This window comes from Pseudomonas lactucae (assembly GCF_016937615.1).
Lineage (GTDB): Bacteria > Pseudomonadota > Gammaproteobacteria > Pseudomonadales > Pseudomonadaceae > Aquipseudomonas > Aquipseudomonas lactucae.
Genome location: NZ_JAFHKI010000047.1, coordinates 1 through 22,709, shown reverse-complemented (window position 1 = coordinate 22,709; position 22,709 = coordinate 1). Strand labels below are relative to the sequence as shown.

Annotated in this window: 18 protein-coding genes and 3 pseudogenes; 6 read left to right on the top strand and 15 right to left on the bottom strand. The window is 62.2% G+C overall.

Going from position 1 to position 22,709, the window contains the following annotated elements:
- Window positions 1-31 precede the first annotated feature (31 nt).
- From gcvP to arcD (JWR98_RS09305), 8 genes and pseudogenes are all read right to left on the bottom strand, one after another.
- Window positions 32-2,869, bottom strand: coding sequence for an aminomethyl-transferring glycine dehydrogenase (gene gcvP / locus JWR98_RS09340; protein ID WP_078734465.1), 2,838 nt, complete (start codon window positions 2,867-2,869; stop codon window positions 32-34).
- A 10-nt stretch (window positions 2,870-2,879) separates the two neighbouring features.
- A complete protein-coding gene (gcvH, locus tag JWR98_RS09335) occupies window positions 2,880-3,263 on the bottom strand; it encodes a glycine cleavage system protein GcvH (RefSeq protein ID WP_078734464.1) in 384 nt (127 codons plus the stop codon).
- Window positions 3,264-3,602: 339 nt separating this feature from the next.
- On the bottom strand, window positions 3,603-5,111 hold the full coding sequence (locus tag JWR98_RS09330) for a sigma-54-dependent transcriptional regulator (RefSeq protein ID WP_078734463.1): 1,509 nt from the start codon (window positions 5,109-5,111) through the stop codon (window positions 3,603-3,605).
- A 209-nt stretch (window positions 5,112-5,320) separates the two neighbouring features.
- Window positions 5,321-5,683, bottom strand: coding sequence for a DUF5064 family protein (locus JWR98_RS09325; RefSeq protein ID WP_017529190.1), 363 nt, complete (start codon window positions 5,681-5,683; stop codon window positions 5,321-5,323).
- Between the two features lie 18 nt (window positions 5,684-5,701).
- Complete coding sequence (gene arcC / locus JWR98_RS09320; RefSeq protein WP_078734462.1) at window positions 5,702-6,631, bottom strand: carbamate kinase; 930 nt, start codon at window positions 6,629-6,631, stop codon at window positions 5,702-5,704.
- Window positions 6,632-6,721: 90 nt separating this feature from the next.
- Window positions 6,722-7,732, bottom strand: a complete 1,011-nt coding sequence (locus tag JWR98_RS09315; RefSeq protein WP_078734461.1) for an ornithine carbamoyltransferase — start codon at window positions 7,730-7,732, stop codon at window positions 6,722-6,724.
- A gap of 12 nt (window positions 7,733-7,744) precedes the next feature.
- Window positions 7,745-9,001 (bottom strand): arginine deiminase, encoded by a 1,257-nt coding sequence (gene arcA / locus JWR98_RS09310; RefSeq protein ID WP_078734460.1) that lies wholly within the window; start codon window positions 8,999-9,001, stop codon window positions 7,745-7,747.
- Between the two features lie 20 nt (window positions 9,002-9,021).
- A pseudogene (gene arcD, locus JWR98_RS09305) lies at window positions 9,022-10,448 on the bottom strand (arginine-ornithine antiporter).
- Window positions 10,449-10,888: 440 nt separating this feature from the next.
- On the opposite strand from arcD (JWR98_RS09305), the gene arcD (JWR98_RS09300) reads away from it, so the two are divergent.
- Entirely contained in the window at window positions 10,889-12,316 is a 1,428-nt protein-coding gene (gene arcD / locus JWR98_RS09300; RefSeq protein WP_078734458.1) for an arginine-ornithine antiporter, read from the top strand.
- Window positions 12,317-12,355: 39 nt separating this feature from the next.
- Here the strand turns inward: arcD (JWR98_RS09300) and JWR98_RS09295 are convergent, their stop codons facing one another.
- The 7 genes and pseudogenes from JWR98_RS09295 to JWR98_RS09265 all read right to left on the bottom strand — a co-directional run bounded on the left by JWR98_RS09295 (window position 12,356) and on the right by JWR98_RS09265 (window position 17,890).
- Window positions 12,356-13,705 (bottom strand): CoA transferase, encoded by a 1,350-nt coding sequence (locus tag JWR98_RS09295; protein WP_078734457.1) that lies wholly within the window; start codon window positions 13,703-13,705, stop codon window positions 12,356-12,358.
- Between the two features lie 40 nt (window positions 13,706-13,745).
- Window positions 13,746-15,089, bottom strand: a complete 1,344-nt coding sequence (locus JWR98_RS09290; RefSeq protein ID WP_078734456.1) for a sensor histidine kinase — start codon at window positions 15,087-15,089, stop codon at window positions 13,746-13,748.
- A 68-nt stretch (window positions 15,090-15,157) separates the two neighbouring features.
- Complete coding sequence (locus tag JWR98_RS09285) at window positions 15,158-15,622, bottom strand: LTXXQ domain protein (RefSeq protein WP_078734455.1); 465 nt, start codon at window positions 15,620-15,622, stop codon at window positions 15,158-15,160.
- A gap of 170 nt (window positions 15,623-15,792) precedes the next feature.
- Window positions 15,793-16,470, bottom strand: coding sequence for a response regulator transcription factor (locus tag JWR98_RS09280; RefSeq protein ID WP_078734454.1), 678 nt, complete (start codon window positions 16,468-16,470; stop codon window positions 15,793-15,795).
- Between the two features lie 7 nt (window positions 16,471-16,477).
- Window positions 16,478-16,885 (bottom strand): SH3 domain-containing protein, encoded by a 408-nt coding sequence (locus JWR98_RS09275; RefSeq protein WP_078734453.1) that lies wholly within the window; start codon window positions 16,883-16,885, stop codon window positions 16,478-16,480.
- Between the two features lie 108 nt (window positions 16,886-16,993).
- Window positions 16,994-17,293: a YciI family protein gene (locus JWR98_RS09270; protein WP_078734452.1), complete on the bottom strand. Its 300-nt coding sequence runs from the start codon at window positions 17,291-17,293 to the stop codon at window positions 16,994-16,996.
- A 1-nt stretch (window position 17,294) separates the two neighbouring features.
- A pseudogene (locus JWR98_RS09265) lies at window positions 17,295-17,890 on the bottom strand (septation protein A).
- An 87-nt stretch (window positions 17,891-17,977) separates the two neighbouring features.
- On the opposite strand from JWR98_RS09265, the gene JWR98_RS09260 reads away from it, so the two are divergent.
- From JWR98_RS09260 to rluB, 5 genes and pseudogenes are all read left to right on the top strand, one after another.
- Window positions 17,978-18,841, top strand: a complete 864-nt coding sequence (locus tag JWR98_RS09260) for a PHP domain-containing protein (protein ID WP_078734450.1) — start codon at window positions 17,978-17,980, stop codon at window positions 18,839-18,841.
- Window positions 18,842-18,854: 13 nt separating this feature from the next.
- Window positions 18,855-19,484, top strand: coding sequence for an L-threonylcarbamoyladenylate synthase (locus JWR98_RS09255; RefSeq protein WP_017529178.1), 630 nt, complete (start codon window positions 18,855-18,857; stop codon window positions 19,482-19,484).
- Between the two features lie 120 nt (window positions 19,485-19,604).
- Window positions 19,605-20,303 (top strand): segregation and condensation protein A, encoded by a 699-nt coding sequence (locus tag JWR98_RS09250; protein ID WP_176156672.1) that lies wholly within the window; start codon window positions 19,605-19,607, stop codon window positions 20,301-20,303.
- 12 nt (window positions 20,304-20,315) lie between these two features.
- Complete coding sequence (gene scpB / locus JWR98_RS09245; protein WP_205489819.1) at window positions 20,316-21,236, top strand: SMC-Scp complex subunit ScpB; 921 nt, start codon at window positions 20,316-20,318, stop codon at window positions 21,234-21,236.
- Window positions 21,237-21,443: 207 nt separating this feature from the next.
- Window positions 21,444-22,651 (top strand): annotated as a pseudogene (gene rluB, locus JWR98_RS09240) (23S rRNA pseudouridine(2605) synthase RluB).
- Window positions 22,652-22,709 lie beyond the last annotated feature (58 nt).

The following is a 22,709-nucleotide window of genomic DNA, read 5'->3' as shown; positions in this document are numbered from 1 at the left end:
CCCACATTTTGACCGCATTCAGCCAGTTGGGTTACGCGTAGCTCTCGATCGATGGGCACGCGCACACCAAGTTACGATCGCCAAACACGTTGTCGACCCGGCCCACCGGCGGCCAGTACTTGCCTTCGATCAGCGACGCAACCGGGTACACCGCCTGTTCACGGCTGTAGGGGTGGCTCCATTCACCCACCAGTTCCGCCGCAGTGTGCGGGGCGTTTTTCAGTGGGTTGTCGTCTTTGTCCAACGTGCCGTTTTCCACGGCGCGGATCTCTTCGCGGATGGCGATCATCGCGTCACAGAAGCGGTCCAGTTCTTCCCTGGATTCACTTTCGGTCGGTTCGATCATCAAGGTGCCGGCCACCGGGAACGACATAGTTGGCGCATGGAAGCCAAAATCGATCAGGCGCTTGGCCACGTCATCCACGCTGATGCCGCTGCTGTCCTTGAGCGGGCGCAGGTCGAGGATGCATTCATGCGCCACCAGGCCGTTGCTGCCGGTGTAGAGCACCGGGTAATGCTCTTCGAGGCGACGGGAAATGTAGTTGGCATTCAGGATCGCCAACTGCGACGCGCGCTTGAGGCCCGCGCCGCCCATCATGCTGATGTACATCCAGGTAATCGGCAAAATGCTCGCGCTGCCGAACGGTGCGGCGCAGACCGCGCCTTCCTTGCGTTCCATGGCCGCGTGACCGGGCAGGAACGGCGTGAGGTGCGACTTGACGCCGATCGGGCCGACGCCCGGGCCGCCACCGCCGTGGGGAATGCAGAAGGTCTTGTGCAGGTTCAGGTGGGACACATCGCCGCCGAACTTGCCCGGTGCGCAGAGGCCGACCATCGCGTTCATGTTGGCGCCATCGATGTACACCTGGCCGCCGTTGTCGTGGATGATCGCGCAGATTTCGCGGATGCCTTCCTCGAACACGCCGTGGGTGGACGGGTAGGTGATCATCAGCGCGGCGAGGTGCTCGCGGTGCTCGATGGCCTTGGCGCGCAGGTCTTCGATGTCGACGTTGCCGCGCGCGTCGCAGGCGGTCACGACCACGCGCATGCCGGCCATGTTGGCGGTGGCGGGGTTGGTGCCGTGGGCGGACGACGGGATCAGGCAGATATCGCGACGGGCTTCGCCACGGCTCTGGTGATAGGCACGAATGGCCAACAGGCCTGCGTACTCACCCTGGGAACCGGCGTTCGGTTGCAGGGAGATTGCGTCGTAACCGGTGGCCGCGCAGAGCATTGCTTCCAGGTCGGCGGTCAGTTGCAGGTAGCCGGCGCTTTGTTCGGCTGGGGCGAACGGGTGCAGGGCACCGAATTCGGCCCAGGTCACCGGGATCATTTCGCTGGCGGCGTTGAGCTTCATGGTGCACGAGCCCAGCGGGATCATGGTGCGGTCCAATGCCAGGTCTTTGTCCGCCAGCTTGCGCAGGTAGCGCATCAGCTCGGTTTCCGAGTGATAGCGGTTGAACACCGGGTGGCTGAGGATCGGCGACTGGCGCAGCAGCGCGGCCGGCAGGGCGCTTTCAGCCTGGGCGAAAGCCGGCAGGGCCTTGCCGTCGGCGAAGATCGCCCACAGGGTTTCGATATCGGCCTGGGTGGTGGTTTCGTCGACCGACAGGCCGACACGCTCGGCATCCACCACACGCAGGTTGATGCGCTGGGCGCGGGCCTTGTCGTGCAGGGCGGCGGTGTTGGCGCCGGTGTTGAGCGTGAGGGTGTCGAAGAAGTTTTCTTGCTCGACCTTGAGGCCCAGGGCGGTCAGGCCCTTGGCCAGGATCGCGGTCAGTTGGTGAATGCGCTGGGCGATCTGGGTCAGGCCTTCAGGCCCGTGGTACACGGCGTACATGCTGGCGATGTTGGCGAGCAGCACTTGGGCGGTGCAGATGTTGCTGGTGGCTTTCTCGCGGCGGATATGTTGCTCGCGGGTCTGCATGGCCAGGCGCAGGGCCGGCTTGCCGAAACGGTCGACGGACACACCGACCAGACGGCCCGGCATGTCGCGCTTGAACGCATCCTTGGTGGAGAAGTACGCCGCGTGCGGGCCACCGAAGCCCAGCGGCACGCCGAAGCGTTGCGCGCTGCCGATGGCCACGTCGGCGCCGAATTCACCCGGCGGGGTCAGCAGGGTCAGGGCCAGCAGATCGGCGGCCACGGCCACCAGGGCGTTGGCGGCGTGGAAGCGTTCGGTCAGCGCGCGGTAGTCGAACACATCACCGTTGCTCGCCGGATATTGCAGCAGGGCGCCGAAGAAGGCGCTCACGTCGGTCAGCTCGCGCTCATCGCCCACCACCACGTCGATGCCCAGCGGCTCGGCGCGGGTGCGCAGCACGTCGAGGGTCTGCGGGTGGCTGTGCACGGAGGCGAAGAAGGCGTTGCTGCCCTTGTTCTTGCTCAGGCGCTTGCAGAAGGTCATGGCTTCGGCGGCGGCGGTGGCTTCGTCGAGCAGGGATGCGTTGGCGATCGGCAGGCCGGTGAGGTCGCTGATCAGGGTCTGGAAGTTCAGCAGCGCTTCCAGGCGGCCTTGGGATATCTCTGGCTGGTACGGGGTGTAGGCGGTGTACCAGGCCGGGTTTTCCAGCAGGTTGCGCAGGATCGGCGACGGTGTGTGACAGTTGTAGTAGCCCTGGCCGATGTAGGTCTTGAACAGTTGGTTCTGGCTGGCGATGGTTTTGATCCTGGCCAGCGCCTCGGCTTCGCTCAGGCCGTCTTCGAGGCCGAGCACGCTGGTGCCCTTGATGCTTTCGGGGATCACGCTGGCGCTCAAGGCTTCGAGGGAATCAAAGCCCAGGCTTGCGAGCATCTGTTGCTCGTCTGCCTGGCGCGGGCCGATGTGGCGGGCGATGAATTCGTTGGCGGTGCTCAAATTAATACTCATGACGCGCTCCTCAGGCTTCAGCGTTGGCTTTGATCAGGCGGTCGTACGCATCCTGATCCAGCAGCTTAGCCACTGCACTGGCATCGGCGGGTTTAAAGCGGAAGAACCAGCCTTCGCCCATCGGGTCTTCATTGACCAGCTCCGGGCTGGCGTCGAGTTTGTCGTTCACTTCCAGCACTTCACCATCCAAAGGCATGTACACACCGCTGGCGGCTTTTACCGATTCCACGGTGGACGCTTCAGCGCCCTTGTCGTAGGCCTGCAGCTCAGGCAGTTGCACGAAAACCACATCGCCCAGCGCGTTCTGCGCAAAAGCGGTAATGCCCACGGTAACGCTGCCATCGGCTTCGGCGCGCAGCCATTCGTGATCTTCAGTGAAACGCAACTCGCTCATGGAAACTCCTCAGGGCCAGAATCGTCTGGTGGACGGGATGGAATAATGGGGAGTTGCTTAGCAAGAACGCGGCCAATGTTATTAATTCTTTATATTTCAATGAGTTAGTAAAATTGGTTATGAGGTTGTGCCGTTCGTCTGTAGCGATTTCGCTACAGTTGAGCCTTTGAAAAAAAGCCTATGTGGATCAAAGCCTTGCATGGCGCGCAAAAAGCAGGGTTGTAGCGATATCGTTACGCTGTAGCGCTTTCAGTACACGGGATGTCGTTCTTGGACCAAAAATGCGGTCAATGTGGGAGGGGGCTTGTGTTTCACATTCAGATCCCATTCCCTTTGGAATCAGGGCTTGCCGGGTATGCCGTACTTGCGCAATCGATGGGCAATGGCGGTGTGCGAGGTCTGCAACCGGCTGGCCAACTGGCGGGTCGAGGGGTAGCTGGTGTAGAGCTTTTCCAGCAGGTCGCGTTCGAAGTCTTCCATGGCCTGTTCCAGGCTGTCGATTTCACCGTCGTTCTGGCGCGCAACCGAGGTGCCGGCGATGTCCAGGTCGCCGATGTCCACCAGGCTGCTTTCGCAGATGGCGGCGGCGCGGAAGATTACGTTCTGCAACTGGCGTACGTTGCCCGGCCAGCGGTTGCCCAGCAGCGCCGGGTAGGTGCCGGGGGCCAGGCGGCATACCGGACGCTGGATCTGCGCGCACGCCTGCTGCATGAAGTAGCGGGCCAGCAGCAGGATGTCCTGGCCGCGTGCACGCAGGGGCGGTACTTCGACGTTGAGGACGTTGAGGCGATAGAACAGGTCTTCGCGGAAGGTGCCTTCGCTGACCATTTTTTCCAGGTCGCGGTGGGTGGCGCTGAGGATGCGCACATTGACCTTCACTTCACGGTCGCCCCCTACCCGGCGAAAACTGCCGTCGTTGAGAAACCGCAGCAGTTTGGCCTGCAGGTACGGCGACATCTCGCCAATCTCATCAAGGAACACCGTGCCCTGGTTGGCCAGTTCCATCAGCCCTGGCTTGCCGCCGCGCTGGGCGCCGGTGAAGGCGCCCGGTGCATAACCGAACAGCTCGCTCTCGGCGAGGTTCTCCGGCAGCGCCGCGCAGTTCAACGCCAGAAACGGCGCACTCTGGCGCGCGCTGGTGGCATGGCAGGCGCGGGCCACCAGTTCCTTGCCGGTGCCGGTTTCGCCCTGGATCAACAGCGGTGCATCCAGGGCCGCCACTCGCTGCGCACGCGCCTTGAGGGTGCGGATGACCGGCGACTCACCGAGCAGCGCATCAAAGCCTTCGGCATGGTCATGGTGCAGCGCCGAGAGTTGTTCGCCGATACGGTTGGGTTGGTACAGGGTCAGCAGGGCGCCGGCGTCGGTGATCGGCGTCGCGTCCAGCAGCAGGGTCTGGCCGTTGACATTGATCTCGCGCAGGGGCAAACGAAAGCCGTTTTCCAGCAAGGTCTCCAGCAGCGCCGGGTCGCTGAACAGCTCGGCGATACTCTCACCAGCCGGTTCGCGCCCGTAGAGGGCGATCAGCGCCGGGTTGGCCAGCAGGACCTTGCCCGCGCTGTCCAGGGCCAGCACCGGGTCGGTCATGGCGGCCAGCAGGGCGTCGAGTTGCAGGTGGCGGCGTTGGCCGGGAAGGATGTCCACCACCGTCACCGCTTGCACGCCGTGCACGCTGAACAGCGCATCGCGCAGCTCTTCGAGCACCTTGGCGCTGAGGGTCGGCGCGTCGATGTAGACGTTGGGCGGCACCATTTCCACCGCATCCAGGTTGAGATTGCGCCCACCGAGCAAGGCCAGGACTTCCTGGGTGATGCCGACGCGGTCGATGAAGCTGACGTGGATACGCATGCAGTGGCTGACGATTCTGGGGAGCGAGAGGCGGCAAGTATGCCTTGAGGCGGGGCGCAGGTGAAATCTGACAAATAATGGAGATCAAAATGTGGGAGGGGGCTTGCCCCCGATAGCTGTGTGTCAGCAACAGATTTATTAGCTGATCCACCGCATCGGGGGCAAGCCCCCTCCCACATTTTGCACAGTGTTATGTCAGTGCAAGCGAGTTACGCCAGGTGTTCGGGCTTGACCGGGTCGCCGGATTTCATGTCCAACTGATGCCGCACATCTTCAAACATCAGATCGTAGTGCTTGTGGTCCGATCCCACGCTGCTGTGGGTTTTGGGGATGCCGTATTTCTCGACAATCCGGGTCACGTTGCTGGCGAAGTTGTAAGCCTGGTCCTTGGGCAGGAAGAACGTTTCCTTCATGTCCTTGCCCTGGACACTGCCATGCAGGGTGAACTGCATGCCTTTGCCCTCGCTTTTATCCGTGACGACCTCGTAGTCCAGGCACAGGTCGTAGCTGACGTCGTCCTTGTTCAGCGCATGTCGCTCGATATGCAGGTGACCGGGTTCAAAGGTAGCCATAGGCGTATCTCCTCTACTTCACAGATAGGTGATGCCAGGTGTTGCCGTGCTGATGCGTGTACCGGCGTTGCCCTGGACGATGGCTTCGATGTCCGAGAGTGAACCGATCACCGCGGTTTTGCCAGTCTGGCGGGCGAACTCGCAGGCGGCTTGGACCTTGGGGCCCATGGAGCCGGCGGCGAAGCCGAGGTCTTCCATGGCGTCGGGGTGGGCCTGGGCGATGGCTTTCTGGGTCGGCTTGCCGTAGTCGATAAACGCTGCGTTGACGTCGGTGGCGATCACCAGCAGATCGGCGTCCAGTTGCGCGGCCAGCAAGGATGAGCACAGGTCCTTGTCGATCACCGCTTCAATGCCTTTGAGCTTGCCGTCTTGGTCATACATCGTCGGGATACCGCCGCCGCCGGCGCAGATCACGATGGCTTTTTTCTCCAGCAGCCATTTAATCGGACGAATTTCGAAGATGCGTTTCGGGCGAGGGCTGGCGACCACACGGCGGTATTTGTCGCCATCCGGCGCGATCGCCCAGCCTTTTTCGGCGGCGAGTTTTTCCGCTTCGGCCTTGGTGTACACCGGGCCGATCGGCTTGGTGGGGTTCTGGAAGGCGGGGTCCTTGGCGTCGACTTCCACTTGGGTGAGCAAGGTGGCGAAGGGCACTTCAAAGTCCAGCAGATTGCCCAGTTCCTGTTCGATGATGTAGCCGATCATGCCTTCGGTTTCGGCGCCCAGCACGTCCAGCGGGTAGGGCGACACGCTGGTGTAGGCCGCCGCCTGCAACGACAACAGGCCGACCTGCGGACCATTGCCGTGGGCGATCACCAGTTCGTTGCCGGGGTGGATCTTGGCGATCTGTTCGGTGGCGATACGGATATTGGCGCGTTGGTTGTCCGCGGTCATGGGTTCACCACGGCGCAGGAGGGCGTTGCCGCCCAGGGCTACGACGATGCGCATAAGGAATGTCCTTCTAGAGTTCGATGTTGCGAACACAGGACCAAATGTGGGAGGGAGCTTGCCCCCTCCCGCACTTAACCCGTGTAGCCTTTAGATATCCGCCAACGCCGACACCAGGATCGCCTTGATGGTGTGCATGCGGTTTTCCGCTTGCTCAAAGGCAATGTTGGCCGGCGACTCGAACACGTCTTCGGTCACTTCCACGCCATTGGCCAGGTTCGGATACCGTGCGGCGATGTCCTTGCCGACCTTGGTTTCGCTGTTGTGGAACGCCGGCAGGCAGTGCATGAATTTCACCCGAGGGTTGCCCGAGGCTTTCATCATTTTGGCGTTGACCTGGTACGGCAGCAGTTGCTCGATACGCTCGTCCCATGCCTCCACCGGCTCGCCCATGGACACCCAGATATCGGTGTGGATGAAGTCCACGCCTTTCACCGCCTCGGCAGGGTCCTCGGTGATGGTGATGCGCGCGCCGCTCTCTTCGGCGAACGCCTGGCATTGCTTGATGAAGTCGTCGTGTGGCCACAGGGCTTTCGGCGCGCCGATGCGCACGTCCATGCCGAGCTTGGCGCCGATCATCAGCAGCGAGTTGCCCATGTTGTAGCGGGCGTCGCCCAGGTAGGCGTAGCTGATGTCATGCAGCGGCTTGTCGCTGTGTTCGCGCATGGTCAGGGTGTCGGCGATCATTTGGGTCGGGTGGAATTCGGCGGTGAGGCCGTTGAACACCGGCACGCCGGCGAACTTGGCCAGTTCTTCGACGATTTCCTGTTCGAAACCACGGTATTCAATGGCATCGAACATGCGCCCGAGCACGCGGGCCGTGTCTTTCATGCTCTCTTTGTGGCCGATCTGCGACGACACTGGGTCGATGTAGGTGACGTGGGCACCCTGGTCATGGGCCGCGACTTCGAAGGCGCAACGGGTGCGGGTCGAGGTTTTTTCGAAGATCAGCGCGATGTTCTTGCCCTGCAGGTGCGGACGCTCGGTGCCGGTGTATTTGGCGCGCTTGAGGTCGCGGGACAGGTCCAGCAGGTAGTTCAGCTCGCGGGTGGTGTGGTGCATCAGCGACAGCAGGCTGCGGTTGCGCATATTGAAAGCCATGATGGAATCTCCTTAATAGTCGATTGGGTCGCGGATGATCGGGCAGGTCATGCAGTGGCCGCCGCCACGGCCACGGCCGAGTTCGCCGGCGCTGATGGTGATGACTTCCACGCCGGCCTTGCGCAGCAGGGTGTTGGTGTAGGTGTTGCGGTCGTAGCCGATCACCACGCCTGGCTCCACGGCCACCACGTTGTTGCCGTCGTCCCATTGCTCGCGCTCGGCGGCGAAGCTGTTGCCGCCGGTCTCGACCACGCGCAGCGCCTTGAGGTTGAGGGCTGCGGCCACGGTTTCGAGGAAGTTGGTTTTCTCGCGCTGGATATCGATGCCGTGCGGCTTGCTGTCGTCAGGGCGCAGGGTGAAGGGGACGATCTGGTTGACCACTTCGGGGAAGACGGTGACCAGGTCGCGGTCGCAGAAGCTGAACACGGTGTCCAGGTGCATCGCCGCGCGGGATTTGGGCAGGCCGGCCACGATCACGCGTTCCACGGCTTTGTTCTTGAACAGGTTGCGCGCCAGTTGGCCGATGGCCTGGTGGGATGAACGCTCGCCCATGCCGATCAACACCACGCCGTTGCCAATTGGCATCACGTCACCGCCTTCCAGCGTGGCGGCAGCGTGTTCCTGGTCGGGGTCGCCGTACCAGATCTGGAAGTCGGCGTTGGTGAACTCGGGGTGGAATTTATAGATGGCGCTGGCCAGCAGGGTTTCCTGGCGTCGCGCCGGCCAGTACATCGGGTTGAGCGTCACGCCGCCGTAGATCCAGCACGTGGTGTCGCGGGTGAACTGGGTGTTGGGCAGCGGCGGCAGGATGAAGCTTGAGTGGCCGAGGAAATCGCGGAACATCTCGATGGTCTTGCCACCGAAGCTGCCGGGCAGGTCGTCGGCCGATACGCCGCCGATCAGGAACTCGGCGATCTTGCGTGGTTCCAGGCTGCGCAGCCACGAGCCGACTTCGTCGACCAGGCCCAGGCCCACGGTGTTGGCGGTGATTTTGCGCGCCAGGATCCAGTCCAGGGCTTCAGGGTTGGCAACGATGTCGGTCAGCAGGTTGTGCATTTCCAGCACATCGATGTCCCGCTCGCGCATCTTGGTCACGAAGTCGAAATGGTCGCGCTTGGCCTGGGCCACCCACAGCACGTCATCGAACAGCAGTTCATCGCAGTTGTTGGGGGTCAGCCGCTGGTGGGCCAAACCTGGGGAGCACACCATGACTTTGCGCAGTTTGCCGGCTTCGGAATGTACGCCGTACTTCACTTTTTCCGTGGTCATTACAGATCCTCCAATCAGAATTACAGAGTCAGGAAGCCGGCGTAGAGCCCATAGGCCGCCACCAGGGCGCCAATGACCACTGCGGCGAAAATCAGCTTCTCGACGGGGGTGAAAATCGGTTTGCCCAGTTCATGCTTGGCCATGGCGAACAGGATCGCGCCGGGGGCATAGAGCAGGGCGGACAACAGCAGATACTTGGTGCCGCCGGCGTACAGCAGCCACACCGCGTAGATCAGCGCGACGGCACCGATAAACAGGTCTTTGCGGCGCTCTTTGAGGGCGTTTTCGTAGGTCTCGCCGCGTACCGCCAGCAGCAGGGCGTAGGCCGCCGACCACAGGTAGGGCACCAGGATCATCGAGGTGGCGAGGTAGATCAGCGACAGGTAAGTGCTGGCGGAAAACAGCGTGATCACCAGGAACACCTGGACCATGGCGTTGGTCAGCCACAGGGCGTTGGCCGGCACATGGTTGGCGTTTTCCTTGCGCAGGAACTCGGGCATGGTGTGGTCCTTGGCCGCCGCGAACATGATCTCCGCGCACAGCAGCACCCACGACAGCAGCGCACCCAGCAACGAGACGATCAAGCCGACGCTGATCAACACCGCGCCCCAGTGGCCCACCACATGTTCCAGCACGGCGGCATCGATGGGTTCTGCAACTTGGCCAATTCCGGCTGAGTCATGATGCCCAGGGACAGTACGTTCACCAGCATCAGGAACAGCAGCACGGTGATAAAACCGATCACGGTGGCCTTGCCCACGTCGCTGCGTTTTTCGGCGCGTGCCGAGAAGATGCTCGCGCCTTCGATGCCGATGAACACCCACACGGTGACCAGCATCATGTTGCGCACCTGGTTCATCACGCTGCCCAGGTCGGGGTTTTTCACGCCCCAGATGTCAGCGGTGAAGATCTCCAGCTTGAACGCGAACACTGCGATCAACACGAACAGCACCAGCGGCACAACCTTGGCCACCGTGGTCACCAGGTTGATGAACGCCGCTTCCTTGATCCCGCGCAGCACCAGGAAGTGCACGGCCCACAGCAACACGGAAGCGCCAATCACGGCAGCCGGCGTATTGCCTTCGCCGAAGATCGGAAAAAAGTATCCGAGGGTGCTGAACAGCAACACGAAGTAACCGACGTTGCCCAGCCAGGCACTGATCCAGTAGCCCCAGGCCGACGAGAAACCCATGTAGTCGCCAAACCCGGCCTTGGCGTAGGCGTACACGCCGCCGTCGAGGTCGGGCTTGCGGTTGGCCAGGGTCTGGAACACGAACGCGAGGGTCAACATGCCCACGGCGGTAATCACCCAACCGATCAGCACGGCGCCTACATCGGCGCTGGCCGCCATGTTTTGCGGCAGGGAGAAAATACCGCCACCAATCATTGAGCCAACGACCAGCGCAACCAGTGCGCCTAAGCGAAGTTTTCCGGGAGATTCAGACATCGCATAACTCCAATGCAGGAGAAGAGAGACCACAGAATAATTCCGTGCGCTAATCAAACAGCTGACTCAGATCACTTCATTGGCACATTCCATTGTGGATTAATGACTTAGGCTGCAAAGCCTTGGGCAATACTTATCCGCGCAAAGGCGCTTTCCAGAGCGGTTTCTGCGTATTGGTCAGCTATTGAGCGCTACATATGGACGTTTGACGCTAGATCGTTTTGCTGAATGTGCAAACTTTTAAAGAGTGGGCCGACAAGCAGCTTGAAAACGTTGAAGTCTGCGACGTATTTAAATTCTAAATATGTCTGAACGCTATAAACTGTCATGCCGCTGGGTTATGAGTGCGGCGCTTTTATCGCCATTTATAAACGCTACACTCGCTGAATTAATTAAGTTGAGTGCACGATGGTCCGCAGTTAAGTATTCCAGGAGTGTGCATGTCTCAACCGGCCGAGAAACTTCGACTCAGCGCCCTGATCGCCCTGGTGGTGGGGTCGATGATCGGCGGGGGGATTTTTTCCCTGCCGCAAAACATGGCTGCGCGGGCCGAGGTGGGCGCCGTGCTGATCGGTTGGGCGATTACCGCCGTGGGCATGTTGACCCTCGCGTTCGTGTTCCAGACCCTGGCCAACCGCAAGCCTGAACTGGACTCTGGTGTGTATGCCTACGCCAAGGCAGGTTTTGGCGACTACATGGGATTTTCGTCAGCCTGGGGTTATTGGATCAGTGCGTGGATGGGCAACGTCGGTTATTTCGTGTTGCTGTTCAGCACCCTTGGCTACTTTTTCCCGGTGTTTGGCCAAGGCAATACGCCGGTGGCCATCGGGTGTGCGTCGGTGTTGCTGTGGGCTGTGCACTTTCTGGTGCTGCGCGGGATCAAGGAGGCGGCGTTCATCAACCAGGTCACCACGGTGGCGAAGATCCTGCCGCTGCTGATGTTTATCGTGATCGCCGCCGTGGCCTTCAAGGCCGATGTCTTCACTCGCGATATCTGGGGCCTGGGCAACCCGCAATTCGGCAGCGTGGTGGACCAGGTGCGCAACATGATGCTGGTCACGGTGTTTGTGTTTATCGGCATCGAAGGCGCCAGTGTGTATTCAGCGCGGGCCGAGAAACGCGCGGACGTCGGCCGGGCCACGGTGATTGGTTTTCTCGGTGTGCTGGCGCTGCTGGTGATGGTCAATGTGCTGTCCCTGGGCGTCATGAGCCAGCCGGAATTGGCCGGTCTGCAAAACCCGTCGTTGGCGGGCGTGCTCGAGCACATCGTCGGGCCTTGGGGCGCCCTGCTCATCAGTATCGGCCTGGCGGTGTCGCTGCTGGGCGCGTTGCTGTCGTGGGCGCTGCTCTGCGCGGAGATCCTCTACGCCACGGCCCATGACAAGACCATGCCGGCCTTCCTCAAAAAGGAAAACGCCAACCAGGTGCCGGTCAACGCGCTGTGGCTGACCAATGTGATGATCCAGGCTTTTCTGGTGATTACGCTGTTCTCCCAGAGCACCTACACCACGCTGATTTATTTGGCCTCGTCAATGATCCTGGTGCCGTACCTGTGGTCGGCGGCCTATGCGGTATTGCTGAGCGGGCGCGGTGAAACCTATGAAGGTGCCCAGGGTCAGCGCATGAAGGACTTGCTGGTGGGGTTGATCGCCCTGGGGTATGCGGTCTGGCTGCTCTACGCCGGGGGCTTGAAGTATTTGTTGTTGTCGGCGCTGCTGTACGCGCCGGGCGTGATCCTGTTTGCCCTGGCCAAGCGCGAACAGGGGCAGCCGTTGTTTACCCATCTGGAGAAAGGCATCTTCAGCTGTGTGATTGCGGGCGCGGGGTTGGCGGCGTATGGGTTGTACAGTGGGGTTTTGTCGCTGTGAATGGGTTGGTTGTACTTGCTCCCGATAGCGATGGCCGGGTCACCACTGAGCCCGATGTGCCCCCAATTCCCCCGCCGGCAAATCCCACTGCAACGGCGTGCCGCTGACGGTCACCGACGCCAGCAGGCGATGCGCCTGGCCCCAGGCCGTCTGCTCAACCACCAGGCCTTGATCACTCGGTTCTTCAGCCCGCAACGCCGGCTGCTCCGGCACCTGCCCCGCATCCACCAATAACTTCGCGGTGCGCGCCAACGACAACCGTGCCGAACCGCCACGGCCGGTATTCAATCGTTCGGCCAATGCTCGGATCGCACTGGCCGCCATCATGTAACCGGTGCCGTGATCCAGTGCCTGCACGGGCAGTGGCAGCGGTTTATCCGCGTGTTTCCAGGTCATGCCCGCCTCGGCGATGCCGCTGCTCATCTGCACCAGGCTGTCGAAGCCCCGGCGATTGCGCCACGGGCCGCTCCAGCCGTAGGCGTTGAGGCTGACGTCGATCAGGCCGGGGGCGAGGGCTTGCAGTTGGCCGGTGGTGTAGCCGAGTTGTTCCAGAGCATCGGCGCGATAACCGTGGAACAGGATGTCGGTGTGTTTGAGCAAACCTTCAAAGATCCACCGGCCTTCGGGCGTCTTCAAGTCCAACCGGGCGCAGCGTTTGCCCAGGGTCATTTCCGGCACCACGCCGGGTTCGTTCCAGGTGGGGGAGTCGATACGCAGTACATCCGCGCCCAGGCCGGCGAGAAAACGACTGGCCACGGGCCCGGCCAATACGCGCGTCAGGTCCAGAACCTTGATGCCCGCCAGCGGGCGGGCCACTGAGCCGAGCCAGGGCATGTCGCGGGTTGTCTCGACAGTCTGGCGCTGGATCAAGTCCTCGGCATTCACCGCCAACCCCTGCGGATGGGTTTGCCAGGCCTGCCACGTGCACATCTGCGCCGCGCAGCCGCCGGCCTCGACAATCGCCTGCTCCAGTTCGGCGGCCTGCCAGCCGGCGACGTTTGCGGCCATTGCGGCGCGGTCCGCGACCTTGCCGAGTACCCGTTCAGCGGCGACACGGTGATGGGGCGCGTTGGTGTGCAGGCGAATCCAGCCATCGGCGCTGGCGTAGTCACCGGCCACCGGGTCCCACAGCGGTGGCACCTGCCAGCCCACCGGGCGAATCGACGAGGAGAACCAGAACGAGGCGAGGCGCCGGTCCACGCTCACGCTGGGCAAGCGCCCGGTCTGTTGCCGGATCAGTTCGGCCACGGCCTGGCCGGCGGCGCCGATGCTGGTGCTGGCCAGTTCGGTCACGGCGAAAGCCGAGGGCAGGGCGCCGGGTTCGGTAAACGTCAGGGGCGTTGGCGGTAGGTCGAGTGCGGCTTGGATGGGAGTCAGCAGGTCAGACATCAAAGGCCCTCCGTAAGAGAAGGGCCACTATAGAAGATCATCACACGGGTGTGACAACTCCAGGTTCCAACGGCAGGTCGATGCTGGCGATAAACCCGCCGTCGGGGTGGTTGGCCAGGATCAGGCTGCCGCCATGGCGTTCGGCGGCGCGTCGCGCAATCGCCAGGCCGAGGCCGTGGCCCTGGGCGGTCTGGCCGGGCGCGCGGTAGAACGGTTCGCCCAGTTGGCTCAGGTGTTCGGCGTCGACGCCAGGGCCATGGTCGCGCACGCTGATCAGGATGCGGTCGCCCTGGCGCTGCGCCTGCAATTGGATCGATTGCTCGGGCGGGTTGAAGCGTTGGGCATTGCGCAGCAGGTTATCCACAGCGCGCTCAATCATGGTCGGCCAGCCCTTCAGGTGCAGGTCGCTGTCGGTGCTCAGTTGCACCACCTGGTCCGGCGCGCTGAGCTGGGCGTCTTTCTGAAGGGTCTTGAGCAGCGCGATGAGGTCGACCTCTTCGGCGCTGGCGTTGTCGGCATCCACGCGGGCCAGCACCAGGATTTCGCTGATCAATGCTTCGAGGCGGTCGCACTCGCGGGTCAGGCGCGGCCAGAGTTTTTCGCGTTCTTCGGGGCCGGCGCGTTCGGCCAACGCCAGGGCGATGCGCAGACGCGCCAGGGGCGAGCGCAGCTCGTGGGAGACGTCGCGCAGCAACTGGCGCTGGCTGCCGATCAGGCTTTGCAGGCGCGCGCCCATGCGGTTGAAGTCGGTGGCCAGTACGCCGAACTCATCGCGACGGTTGGCCAGGCGCGCCAGACTGTTCTGTTGATAGGTGGCTTGGCCGAGGTCATGCACCGCACCGCGCAGGCGGCTGAGCGGACGGGTGATGGATAACGTGACGAACAGGCTGAACAGGGTCAGCACCACCAGCGCAATGGCCAAGGCGCTCAAGGGCCAGGTCAGGCTGCTGCGGTGCCATTGGTCGAGTTCCGGGTGCGGGATACGGTAGATCAACAGGTAGGTGTCGCCGGTTTTTTCGCTGGTGTACTCGGCGGTCAGGCGCCGCCAGGGCAGGTGGCCATCTTTGTTGTCGTTCTGCCGGGCTTCGAAGGCGGCGGCGCGGCGCGGGAAAGTACCGCGCACCACCGGCTCACCGCTTTCGTTCAGCACTTGCACGTCGATGTGGTACTGGCGCTTGCGCTGTTGCAACAGGTCCTGGGCGGCGTCCTCACCCTGGGCTTCGTAGAGTTGGGTCCACTCCTGGGCCAGGTTATTGAGACCAGGGTGACGACTGAGAATCCAGGCATCTTGGTTGAGCATGTGCCCAAGCAGGATCGACAGCCCGGCAACCAAGGCGATGGCCAGCCAGAAACTGGCCAGGATGCGCCAGAACAATGAACGCACAGGAAACCCTCAAACTGGAAAAGCCCAGTGGCGGGGGCCACTGGGCTGGGAGCATTAACGCGAGGGCATTATTGCGCTTTTTGCGGCTGTTGCGCTTTCCAGGCCTGGAATTCCTTCCACTCGGCACGCCGCTGTTCTTGCTTCTTGACGATCTCGTCGAACTTCTTCTGCTGGTCCGGCTTGAGCACGGCGCGGATATCGGCCTGGGTTTTCTGATGGCCGGCGGCGATTTCATCCTGCATGGCTTTCTGGTCAGCGGCCGGGAGTTTGTCCAGGTACTTCCTGGTCAGGTCTTTGCGAGCGTGCCACTGGTCGCCCATCAGCTTGCCGATCTGCTCGCGCTGTTCGCGGCTCAGGTCCAGCTGGCTGAAGGGGCCGCCTTTGCCGCGCGGACCGTGTTCACCGCCGTGGCCCGGGCCACCCATCATGTGGCCGGAAGGCTCGCCCATCGGGCCTGGGCCTTCGGGCATGGCGGCCATGGCAACGGTCGGCAGGGCAGCGGCGAACATCAAAGCGATAAGGGTCTTGCGCATGGTGATTCTCCTGTCTCTATTCCGGTGAGTCCGGATGTGAGTAGGTTACCCAGAGCAAGGTCAGCCGCCGTCAGTGGAGGGTAAAGGTTTGGTAAGGGGGAGGGGGCAGCGGCAAGTTTTCAGCGGCAAGCTGCAAGTGAAGAGCTTGCAGCTTGAGACTTGCAGCTGCCTCAAAGGCTGTAGTAATAGCCGCGGCTGCGCAGCGCCACGATGCGTGGCCGGCCATCCGGGTGAGGGCCGATCTTTTTGCGCAGGTTGCTCACGTGCATGTCCAGGCTGCGATCGTACAGGGTCAACTTGCGGCCCAGGGCGATCTGCGCCAGTTCCTGTTTATCCAGCGGCTCGCCGGGCTGGCGCAGCAAGGCTTCGAGCAGGCGGCTTTCGGAGACGGTGAGGGCGAACTCCTGTTCGTCGATGCTGACTACGCCGCGCACCGGGCTGAAGCACAGGTCGCCCAATTCCAGCTGGGTGGACACGGCGGCCGGGTGGCTGCGGCGCAACACGGCACGCAGACGCGCGGTGAGTTCGCGGGGGTCGCAGGGTTTGGCCAGGTAGTCGTCGGCGCCCAATTCCAGGCCGAGGATACGGTCCAGGGGTTCGCCGCGCGCCGACAGCATCAGCACCGGCAGCTCCGCGTGCTCGTTGCGCAATTGCTTGAGCAGCTCCAGGCCACTGCCGTCGGGCAGCATCACGTCGAGCACCACCGCGGCGGGCGCGCTGTCGGCCAAGGCTTTGCGCGCGCTCAGGCCATCGTGGCAGGCGCGCACCTGGAAACCTTCCTGGCCCAACCAACTGGTCAGCAGCTCACAGAGCTCCTGGTCATCATCTATCAGTAACAGCTCGCTCATGACTCACTCAATTTAGCCATTGTCGACGGCGACGGTGCCCCCCGCTGGCGAAGATCCCGCACAGCAAGGCGATCAGTGCGACCGCCCCGCCCGTGACAAACCATTGCTGTTGCTCGGTCAGCCATCGGGTCAAGACGCCGCTTTGTGAATCTTTGAGTTGCTGGGCCAGCCGTTGGTTCTCTTGGCGAAGGCGACTCAATTGCGCGCTTTCGCGAGTAGCATCCGCGCTTTGCAGTTGCTTGCTCAGCTCTTCACGTTGCCGCTCGCTGTCTTTCAAGCGTTGCTGCAACTCGGTGATCTGGGCGCCGGCACTCAAGGACAGGGGCGTGGAGCTGCCGGTGTTCGAGGTTTCTTCAGCGTGGGCCGTAGCCCCGATCATTAACACTGCCAACAGACATAACTGACGTAAGCGCATCGGAACTCCTGATTCCACACGAATATTCAGAACGTTGTCGGCAGGTTACCGAGAATAATGAGCCATTAGGTGTGCGCCGAACTCACAATAGGTTCGACGCAAACCGGATCAAGGCAGGACTTGCTTGAAGGGTTTGATCACCACGTCGGCATAGACACCTGCCGCGACATAGGGATCAGCCTTGGCCCAAGCCTGGGCATCGGCCAGTGAGGCGAACTCGGCAACGATCAGGCTGCCGGTAAAACCGGCGTCGCCCGGCTCGTTGCTGTCCACGGCCGGGTGCGGGCCGGCCAGGACGATGCGGCCTTCGGCTTGCAGCTGCTTGAGGCGCTCGACGTGGGCCGGGCGCACGGACAGGCGTTTTTCCAGCGAGTTTTCAACGTCGGTGGCAATGATGGCGTAGAGCATGTCAGTCCTCGGTTTTCGGCGTGGAAGGGTCGGTGTCATGCAGGTGGCGCGACAGGTAGATGCCCTGGCCGACCAGGAACAGCACGGTCATGCCGAGGCTGCCGAACACCTTGAAGTCGACCCAGTAGTCCTGGAAGGTAAACGCCACGAACAGGTTGGCGGCGCCACAGAAGATGAAAAACACGATCCAGGCCACGTTCAGGCGTACCCAGACCGGTTCCGGCAAGGTCAGCGCGTGGCCCATGATCCGCTTGATCAGCAGGCGGTCGCCGATGAAGTGGCTGCCGATGAACGCCAGGGCGAACAGCCAGTTCACCACAGGGGCCTTCCATTTAAGGAAGTTTCGCTGTGGAAGGCCAGGGTCAGGCTGCCGAAGACCAGGCACGCGATCAGGGTCAGCCATTGGCTTTTTTCCAGTTTGCGCTGGGAGATGAAGATCGCGCCGTAGACCACGACGGAGCTGATGATCAGCACGGCGGTGGCGCTGTAGATGCCGCCGAACGTGAGCTCATGGCCGGCCAGGTCGACGACCCGAGGGTCAAGTTTGTAAACGATGAAAAACAGCAACAGCGGGATGAAGTCGATGAATTGTTTCACAGTAAGAGCCAGAAGCTGGATGTGGCGGCATAATAACAAACATCCCTGGTTGCGATAGCGCCAGCTGACTTGAGGTTACAGATCCCCGTGAATGTTGATTTGCACTGCCACAGCACGGCCTCCGACGGCGCCCTGGCGCCCGCGGTACTGGTTGCGCGTGCGTTTGAAAAAGGCGTGCGAGTCCTGGCGTTGACCGACCACGACACCCTCGAAGGCCTCGATGAAGCCCGCACGGCGGCCCATGCCCTGGGCATGCAGTTGGTCAACGGCGTGGAATTGTCGTGCACCTGGGGCGGTGCGACCATTCATGTACTTGGCTACGGTTTCGATCAAACGGCACCGCCGCTGGTACAGGCCATCGCCGATTTGCACGATGGCCGCTGGCTGCGGTCCGAAGAAATAAGCCGCAAGCTCAGCCTTAAAGGCATGCCCAACGCCCTCGACGGCGCCCGCGCCATCCAGCAGGAACTGGGCGATAGCGGCAACGCACCGGCCCGGCCGCACTTTGCCGACTGGATGGTGCGTGAAGGTTTTGTCAAAGACCGCGCCGAAGCCTTTCGCAAATGGCTCGGCGCTGGCAAGTTAGGCGATGTGAAGCAGCATTGGCCGACCCTCGAAGACACCGTCGAGACCTTGCGGGCCTCCGGGGCCTGGGTCAGCCTGGCGCATCCCTGGCACTACGATTTCACCCGCAGCAAGCGTCGCAAGCTGATAGGCGACTATATTGGAGCCGGCGGCCACGCTATCGAAGTGGTCAACGGGCATCAACCTGCCGAACAGGTGGGCAGCCTGGCAGTTCTTGCCCGCGAATTTGGTCTGCTGGTCAGCGCCGGCAGTGACTTTCATGGCCCAGGCGGCTGGTCCGAGATCGGCGAATATCGCCCCGTCCCGGACGACCTGCCGCTGTTGTGGGGGCGATTCAAGCATGACCCCATTATTGCCACCGTCTGAACAGGTAGAACACGTGAGTCAATTCTTCCAGATTCATCCGGAAAACCCCCAGGCGCGCCTGATCAAACAGGCCGTGGAGATTATTCGCGCCGGCGGCGTGGTGATCTACCCCACCGACTCGTCCTACGCCATCGGCTGCCAGATCGGCGACAAGGGCGCTGTCGAGCGAGTCAGACGCCTGCGCCAGTTGGATGACAAGCACAACTTCGCACTGATCTGCAGCGATTTGTCCCAACTGGGCCTGTTCGCCAAGGTCGACACCGGCACGTTCCGCCTGCTCAAGGCTCACACACCGGGGCCTTACACCTTCATTCTCAACGCCACCCGCGAAGTGCCGCGCCTGTTGCTGCACCCGAAGAAGCGCACCATCGGCCTGCGCGTGCCGGAGCACCCGATTGCCCTGGCGCTGCTGGCCGAACTGGGTGAGCCGTTGATGAGCGTGTCCTTGATCATGCCCGGCGACACCGAGCCGCTGGAAGATCCGTACGAAATGCGCCAACTGCTGGAAAAACAGGTGGACCTGATCATTGACGGCGGCTTCGGCGGCGGCAAGGCCTCCACCGTGATCAACCTGGCCGACGGTGAGCCCGAAGTGGTGCGTGTCGGCTGCGGCGATCCCGCACCGTTTATGGTCGAGGCCTGAATGTCGTCAGTGGAAACCGTCGACCCCCAGGCAGGCGCCCAGCAGGAACTGCCGTTCGCCATGGTGTATGGCCAGGCGGTCATGGAAATGCCGCTGGACCTGTACATCCCGCCGGATGCCCTGGAGGTGTTTCTCGACGCTTTCGAAGGCCCGCTCGACTTGCTGCTGTACCTGATCCGCAAGCAGAACATCAATATCCTCGACATCCCGGTGGCGGAAATCACCCGCCAGTACATGGGCTATGTCGAATTGATGCAGTCGGTGCGCCTGGAACTGGCCGCCGAGTACCTGGTGATGGCCGCCATGCTTGCCGAGATCAAGTCGCGCATGCTGCTGCCGCGCTCGGAGACGGTCGAAGCCGAGGAAGACGACCCGCGCGCCGAATTGATCCGCCGTCTGCAGGAGTACGAGCGTTTCAAGGCTGCCGCTGAAGGCATCGACGGCTTGAGCCGCGTGGGCCGTGACGTGGTAGTGCCCAAGCTCGACGCGCCGGAGGCCCGTGCGCGCAAATTGTTGCCGGACGTGAGCCTGGAAGAGTTGCTGATGTCCATGGCCGAGGTGCTGCGCCGTGGCGACATGTTCGAAAGCCACCAGGTCAGCCGCGAGGCGTTGTCGACCCGCGAACGCATGAGCGATGTGCTGGAACGTCTCAAGGGCGGCGGGTTTGTGCCGTTTGTCGAGCTGTTCACCGCTGAAGAAGGGCGCCTGGGGGTGGTGGTAACCTTTATGGCAGTCCTCGAATTGGTCAAGGAGTCCTTGGTCGAGCTGGTCCAGAATGAGCCTTTTGCGGCTATCCACGTGCGGGCGCGAGCCGAATAAAGAGCTGAAACCATGAACCTGACTGAACCCCGCGAACTGGCGCCCTTGCTGGAAGCCTTTCTCCTGGCCTCGGGTAAGCCGCAATCCCTGGAGCGCCTGTTCGAACTGTTTGAAGAGGCTGAACGCCCCGAGCCGCCGGTGTTCAAGAAGGCGCTGGAGATCCTGCGCAAGTCCTGCGACGGCCGCGCGTTTGAATTGCGCGAAGTGGCGTCGGGTTATCGCCTGCAGATCCGTGAGAAATTTTCCCCCTGGGTCGGCCGCCTGTGGGAAGAGCGCCCGCAACGTTATTCACGGGCGATGCTGGAGACCATGGCGCTGATCGCCTATCGCCAGCCCATCACCCGGGGCGAGATCGAGGATGTGCGGGGCGTGGCGGTCAACAGCCATATCGTCAAGACGCTGCTGGAACGCGAGTGGATCCGCATCGTCGGTTACCGCGACGTGCCGGGCAAACCGGCGATGTTCGCCACCACCAAGGTGTTCCTCGACCACTTCAACCTGAAAAACCTCGACGACCTGCCGCCGCTCGCTGAATTGCGCGAGATGGAAGCCGAGCCGGTGCTGGATTTCGACGACGCGCCGGTGCCGCAGGGGTTGCAGGAACTGGCCGATGCCACGGCCGAGCCGGAAGAGCCGAAGGATGAAACCAGTTTCCATACCTTGCTGCTGGAACTGGATGACATGGAGCAGGGCATCAAGACCGACTTTGATGATTTGCTGCGTGATGGGGCGGCAGAGCCTGAAACCCAACCGAATGTTGAAGTTGAGCCTGAGGTCGAGCCCGAAGAAGACATCCTCGGCGTGGCCGATGCCCGCGAGAAACTCCTGGCCGCCGTCGTCGCCCTCGAACAACCGCCGCTGAGCGATGAGGAAGACGAGGCCCGCGCCTTGGCCGAGGCCATCGAAAACGAACGCCGCCAGTTCGAAGACTGACACCGCCCCACACATGGACTCAGTGATGCTCTGGGCGCCACCGGTCGGCGGAAAAACAAATGACTTGGGCTGTATCGACTACTCTGTGATGCGCAACGCTCGCCATGCGCGTATGATTCGCGACCCTTTGCCGCCGTATTCGGCCAAAGCCCCGCTTTCAACACTCTTCAGGCCACGCCTGAATCGACCCACCGGGAGGTGCTTACGATGAATGACCAAGACCAGAAAGACCAGGAAATCGGCCCAGCAGGCGAAAAGCTGCAAAAGGTGCTGGCGCGTATCGGCGTGGGCTCGCGCCGCGACGTCGAAGCCTGGATCACCCAGAAGCGCATCAAGGTCAACGGCGTCGAGGCCACCCTTGGCCAGCGCGTCGACCTGCACGATGCAATCACCATTGATGGCAAGGTCATCAAGCGTGAAGAGGCCGCCGAATCGGTGCGCCGCGTGATCATGTACAACAAGCCCGATGGCGAGATCTGCACCCGTGACGACCCCGAAGGCCGTCCGACCGTGTTCGACAAGATGCCCAAGCCCAAAGAAGGCCGCTGGATCAACATCGGTCGCCTGGACATCAACACCACCGGCTTGCTGATGTTCACCACCGACGGTGAGCTGGCCAACCGCCTGATGCACCCGTCCTACGAGATGGACCGTGAGTACGCGGTGCGTGTCCGTGGCGAAGTCGATGACGAGATGATCGAACGCCTCAAGGCCGGCGTGGTGCTCGAAGACGGCCCGGCCAAGTTCACCGACATCAAGCAGGCGCCCGGTGGCGAAGGTTTCAACCACTGGTACCACTGCGTGGTGATGGAAGGTCGTAACCGTGAAGTGCGTCGCCTGTGGGAATCCCAGGGCTTGGTGGTCAGCCGTCTGAAGCGCGTGCGTTTCGGCCCGGTGTTCTTGAACTCCGACCTGCCGATGGGCCGCTGGCGCGAAATGAGCCAGTACGAAGTCGACATCCTCAGCGCCGAAGTCGGCCTGACACCGGTCGCAATGCCGCAGATGAACGCCAAGAGCAAAGACAAGCTTGAGCGTATGCAGCGTAAGTCGTCGCGTCCTGTGGCGCGTACCGAACGTGTGGCCCGCACCCTGCGTCCGGCGCTGGATGCACCGGCCACCGGCGGGCGTATCTCGCGTCAGCCGCAGATCGAGGGTGAACGTCGCCCAACCGCGCCGTCGCGTCAGGAAGGCGAGCGTGCTCCACGTACGCCGCGTCCTGCGCCGGCCGGTGGTCGCAGCAACCGTGGTGAAGCGGATCGCCCCGCCGACAGCGCCAGCACCAAACGTCCAGCCAAGCCGGCGGCGAATAAGCGCCCCGGTCCGAAACTGGTCGCCGACGAGCCGTCAGGCAAGCGCGTGGCGCCCCGGCGGGTTCGGGTCAACGTCCGGGTTTTGGTCGCAAGAAGCCGCAGTGATGTAAGCGCTGCAATGCAATCAACTGTGGGAGGGGCGGTGCGACGATTCGACTTGCTC

Coding starts and splice junctions, on each gene's coding strand:
- arcD (WP_078734458.1), top strand. CDS start 10,889: ATGTCTCAACCGGCCGAGAAACTTCGACTCAGCGCCCTGATCGCCCTG.
- JWR98_RS09330 (WP_078734463.1), bottom strand. CDS start 5,111: ATGCGTATCCACGTCAGCTTCATCGACCGCGTCGGCATCACCCAGGAA.
- JWR98_RS09280 (WP_078734454.1), bottom strand. CDS start 16,470: ATGAGCGAGCTGTTACTGATAGATGATGACCAGGAGCTCTGTGAGCTG.
- JWR98_RS09325 (WP_017529190.1), bottom strand. CDS start 5,683: ATGGCTACCTTTGAACCCGGTCACCTGCATATCGAGCGACATGCGCTG.
- scpB (WP_205489819.1), top strand. CDS start 20,316: ATGAACCTGACTGAACCCCGCGAACTGGCGCCCTTGCTGGAAGCCTTT.
- arcC (WP_078734462.1), bottom strand. CDS start 6,631: ATGCGCATCGTCGTAGCCCTGGGCGGCAACGCCCTCCTGCGCCGTGGT.
- gcvP (WP_078734465.1), bottom strand. CDS start 2,869: ATGAGTATTAATTTGAGCACCGCCAACGAATTCATCGCCCGCCACATC.
- JWR98_RS09315 (WP_078734461.1), bottom strand. CDS start 7,732: ATGGCTTTCAATATGCGCAACCGCAGCCTGCTGTCGCTGATGCACCAC.
- JWR98_RS09285 (WP_078734455.1), bottom strand. CDS start 15,622: ATGCGCAAGACCCTTATCGCTTTGATGTTCGCCGCTGCCCTGCCGACC.
- JWR98_RS09295 (WP_078734457.1), bottom strand. CDS start 13,705: ATGTCTGACCTGCTGACTCCCATCCAAGCCGCACTCGACCTACCGCCA.
- arcA (WP_078734460.1), bottom strand. CDS start 9,001: ATGACCACGGAAAAAGTGAAGTACGGCGTACATTCCGAAGCCGGCAAA.
- JWR98_RS09275 (WP_078734453.1), bottom strand. CDS start 16,885: ATGCGCTTACGTCAGTTATGTCTGTTGGCAGTGTTAATGATCGGGGCT.
- JWR98_RS09270 (WP_078734452.1), bottom strand. CDS start 17,293: ATGCTCTACGCCATCATTGCCACCGACGTTGAAAACTCGCTGGAAAAA.
- gcvH (WP_078734464.1), bottom strand. CDS start 3,263: ATGAGCGAGTTGCGTTTCACTGAAGATCACGAATGGCTGCGCGCCGAA.